This window comes from Streptomyces sp. ID05-39B (genome assembly GCF_033794725.1).
GTDB classification, from domain to species: domain Bacteria; phylum Actinomycetota; class Actinomycetes; order Streptomycetales; family Streptomycetaceae; genus Streptomyces; species Streptomyces bobili.
Window position 1 is genome coordinate 1 of sequence record NZ_JARGEF010000439.1, and the last position, 3,047, is coordinate 3,047.

The 3,047-nt window shown below is 73.7% G+C and carries 3 protein-coding genes; 1 reads left to right on the top strand and 2 read right to left on the bottom strand.

Annotated features, from left to right (window positions below; all coding sequences use genetic code 11):
- Positions 1-155: 155 nt before the first annotated feature.
- Positions 156-1,712, bottom strand: coding sequence for an FAD-binding oxidoreductase (locus P1P75_RS40755; protein WP_319264878.1), 1,557 nt, complete (start codon positions 1,710-1,712; stop codon positions 156-158).
- A gap of 102 nt (positions 1,713-1,814) precedes the next feature.
- Complete coding sequence (locus P1P75_RS40760; RefSeq protein ID WP_167534903.1) at positions 1,815-1,988, bottom strand: hypothetical protein; 174 nt, start codon at positions 1,986-1,988, stop codon at positions 1,815-1,817.
- A 145-nt stretch (positions 1,989-2,133) separates the two neighbouring features.
- Here P1P75_RS40760 and P1P75_RS40765 point away from each other — a divergent pair, with 145 nt between their 5' ends.
- On the top strand, positions 2,134-2,970 hold the full coding sequence (locus P1P75_RS40765; RefSeq protein ID WP_319264881.1) for a hypothetical protein: 837 nt from the start codon (positions 2,134-2,136) through the stop codon (positions 2,968-2,970).
- Positions 2,971-3,047: the final 77 nt, after the last annotated feature.

Genomic DNA, 3,047 nt, shown 5'->3' on the forward strand with positions numbered 1-3,047 from the left:
GGTGGGCGGAGCGGATGCCGTGGTGCCGGGGGCGCGGGTGGAGGCTTCCGTGGAGGAACGGGATCTGGCCGCGTAGGCGTTCGCGTGGCCGTGGGGTGAGGCGGGTCGCCCAGCCCGGTGCCGGCGGTGGCGGGTGGCGGGTGGCTGCGGCGGGCTCACAAGGACTGGGCGTACGTGAAGAAGTTCTTGGGGTCGTACTGGTGTTTCAGCCGGGTCAGCTGGGGGACGGCCGGGCCGTAGTACGCCTTCTTCCAGGTGGCGAGCGTGGGATCGGCGTAGTTCTGGTAGGCGGCGCCCGAGGCGTGGGGGGCCATCGAGTGGTGGGTCGTGGTCAGCCAGGACTGGGCTGTCGTGCCCGTCGTGCCCGCGCGCCAGGACACGAGGTACTGGGCCAGCATCCGGGAGCGGCGGTGGACGAAGGCCGTGGCCGTGGGGGAGACGCGGTTGATCGCGCCGCCGAGGGCGGTGAGCGCGATGCTGCCCGAGCCGCCGCGGACGGTCCTCATCTGCTGGAGCAGGGTCTGGATGCCGGCCGTCGAGAGCGAGCGGTCGAAGAAGTCGGAGCGGGCGGCGTACGTCTCGCGGGCCAGGGCGCCTCGCGGGGAGCGGCCGGGGGTCGGGCCGGGGAGATGGCACTGGGCGTCGGTGGCGAAGGACGAGCAGCCGGCGTAGATCTCCATGGCGTCCTCGTAGGAGCGGCGGCGCAGTGACACGCTCGTTGCGGAGGCGCCCACGCGGTCCGCGAGGCGGTCGACGGCGTTCTGGAGCCGGCCGTAGGTGCCGATGCTGAAGGCGGAGACGGAGATCTTCGGGGTGCCGCCGGGTGTGCTTGCCAGGTGGAGGGCGGACCAGATCTCGTCCGGCTGGGAGGGGCCCCATTCCTGCCAGGCCCTCACCACGGCCGCGGCCTTGGACCAGGGCCAGGAGAGGTGGCCGGTCACCGCCTGCGGGGCGGGGTGGGTGGTGAAGTGGAGTTCCGTGACGACGCCGAAGGTGCCGTTGCCGGCTCCGCGCAGCGCCCAGAACAGGTCCTGGTGGTGGGTGGCGTCGACGGTGAGCTGCTTGCCGTCCGCGGTGACGATGGTCGCCCGGGTGAGGCTGTCGCAGGTCAGGCCGTATGCCCGGGAGACCACGCCGTGGCCGCCGCCCAGGACCAGGCCGGAGACGCCGACCGTCGGGCAGGAGCCGGCCGGGATCGTCACGCCCTTGGCGGCGAGTGCGCGGTAGACGTCGATCAGTTTGGCGCCGGCGCCGACGACGGCGCTGGTGCCGCCGGCGCGGACCCGGTTCAGCCGGGAGACGTCGAGGATCAGCCGGCCGTCGCCCGAGGACCAGCCGCCGTAGGAGTGGCCGCCGTTGCGGATGGCGACCTTGGTGCCGTGGGCGCGGGCGTACTCCAGGGCCGTACGGATGTCGTCGGGGTGGGCGACGTAGGCGACCGCGGCCGGGCGGAGGGTGTCGAAGCGGGTGTTGTACAGCTGCCGGGCCGCCGTCCAGGAGGCGTCGCCGGGGCGGATCAGGGGACCGTCGAGGGAGCGGCCGAGGGCGGCCCAGTCCGCGGCGGCTGCGGCGCTCGTGGTCCGCAGCGGGAGCTTGCCGTCCGCGGTCGCGGAGGCGGTGGGAGGGCCGCTGGTGCTGTCCGACCGGCATGCGGCCGTCGCGACTGCCGCGACGGCGGCCGTGCCGCCTGCGATGAACGTACGCCGTTGCATGTGTGACCGCCCTGTGCCTTCCGTCCTGTGCCTTCCGTCGGCTTCATGGAGCGAGACGGGGCCATCGGCCCGGGGGTTCCCGTGGCGGGGGAACGGACGGCGTCAGTCGTGGGTGTGGCCCGCGGCGTCCGCTCTGGCCAGGCTTCTCGCCCTGCGTGCCGGGCCGCGCCAGCCGCAGGTGCAGCGGGCCAGACAGAACGGGCCGTGTTCGACGGTCGTGGTGGTGTGGGCTGCCCCGTCGCCGGGGGAGGAGGCCGCACGGTCCTGCTGAGTCACGGAGTAACCGTACCCAGCCCCGGCACAAAGGACTCGTATGACCACCGCAAGCCTTCGCCGTCACGCGTGACGGGGGCCACCCACCCGTCGTTATCGGGAACGACAGGGCGCCCGTCACGGACGAACCGGCTGGGGGAGACAGGCGATGGCTCAGCGGCAGCAACGACGGTGGGGAACGGCGGTCGTCGCGGGTCTGGTGGCCGGGGTCTGTGCGGGAGCCGCCGGATGCGGGGGACCCGGGGACGCGGCCGAGGACGACCGGGCCGCCGACCCCGTCGAGACGCTCCGCCGGGCGGCCGACGCGCTGGTGACGGCGGGCAGTTCGAAGGCCCGGACGTCGATGGAGATGGCCACCGGCGGGACCCGCGTGACGATCCGCGGCGAGGGTGTCTACGACTACCGCCGGCAGCTCGGGCAGCTGAAGGTGGTGCTCCCGCAGGATCCGGCCGGGACCACCGAGCACCGGCCCATCGTCGAACTCCTCGCGCCCGGCGCGCTGTTCATGAAGAACCGGGGCGCGGGCGTGCCCGCCGACAAATGGGTGCGGGTGGACACGGCGACGCTGTCCGACGGGAACCTGGTGACCGGCGGTGCCACCGATCCGTACGCCGCCGCGGAGGTGCTGCGCGGGACGCGCACCGCGACCTATGTGGGCCGGACCGAGCTGGCGGGGACCGAGGTGCGGCACTTCCGCGGCACCGCCGACCTGGCCGTGGCCGCGAAGGGTGCCTCGGTGGGCGGCCGTGAGGCGCTGGCCGCGGCGGCGAAAGGGTTCGCCACGGCCCGGGTCCCGTTCGACGTCTACCTCGACGACGAGGGACGCATCCGCAAGGTCCGGCACCGGTTCAGCTTCGTCAACGGCCGGGAGAAGGAGGCCGTCGCGGTCGCCTCGACGACGCTGCTCTACGACTTCGGCGCCCCCGTCGACGTACGGCTGCCGGCGTCGGTCGACATCTACGCCGGGCGGATCGCCGAGGAGTGAGGCGAGGAGTGAGGCGAGGAGTGAGGCGAGGAGTGAGGCGAGGAGTGAGCGGGGGCGGTGCGCGGGGGTGTGGCTGT

Coding starts and splice junctions, on each gene's coding strand:
- P1P75_RS40755 (WP_319264878.1), bottom strand. CDS start 1,712: ATGCAACGGCGTACGTTCATCGCAGGCGGCACGGCCGCCGTCGCGGCA.
- P1P75_RS40765 (WP_319264881.1), top strand. CDS start 2,134: ATGGCTCAGCGGCAGCAACGACGGTGGGGAACGGCGGTCGTCGCGGGT.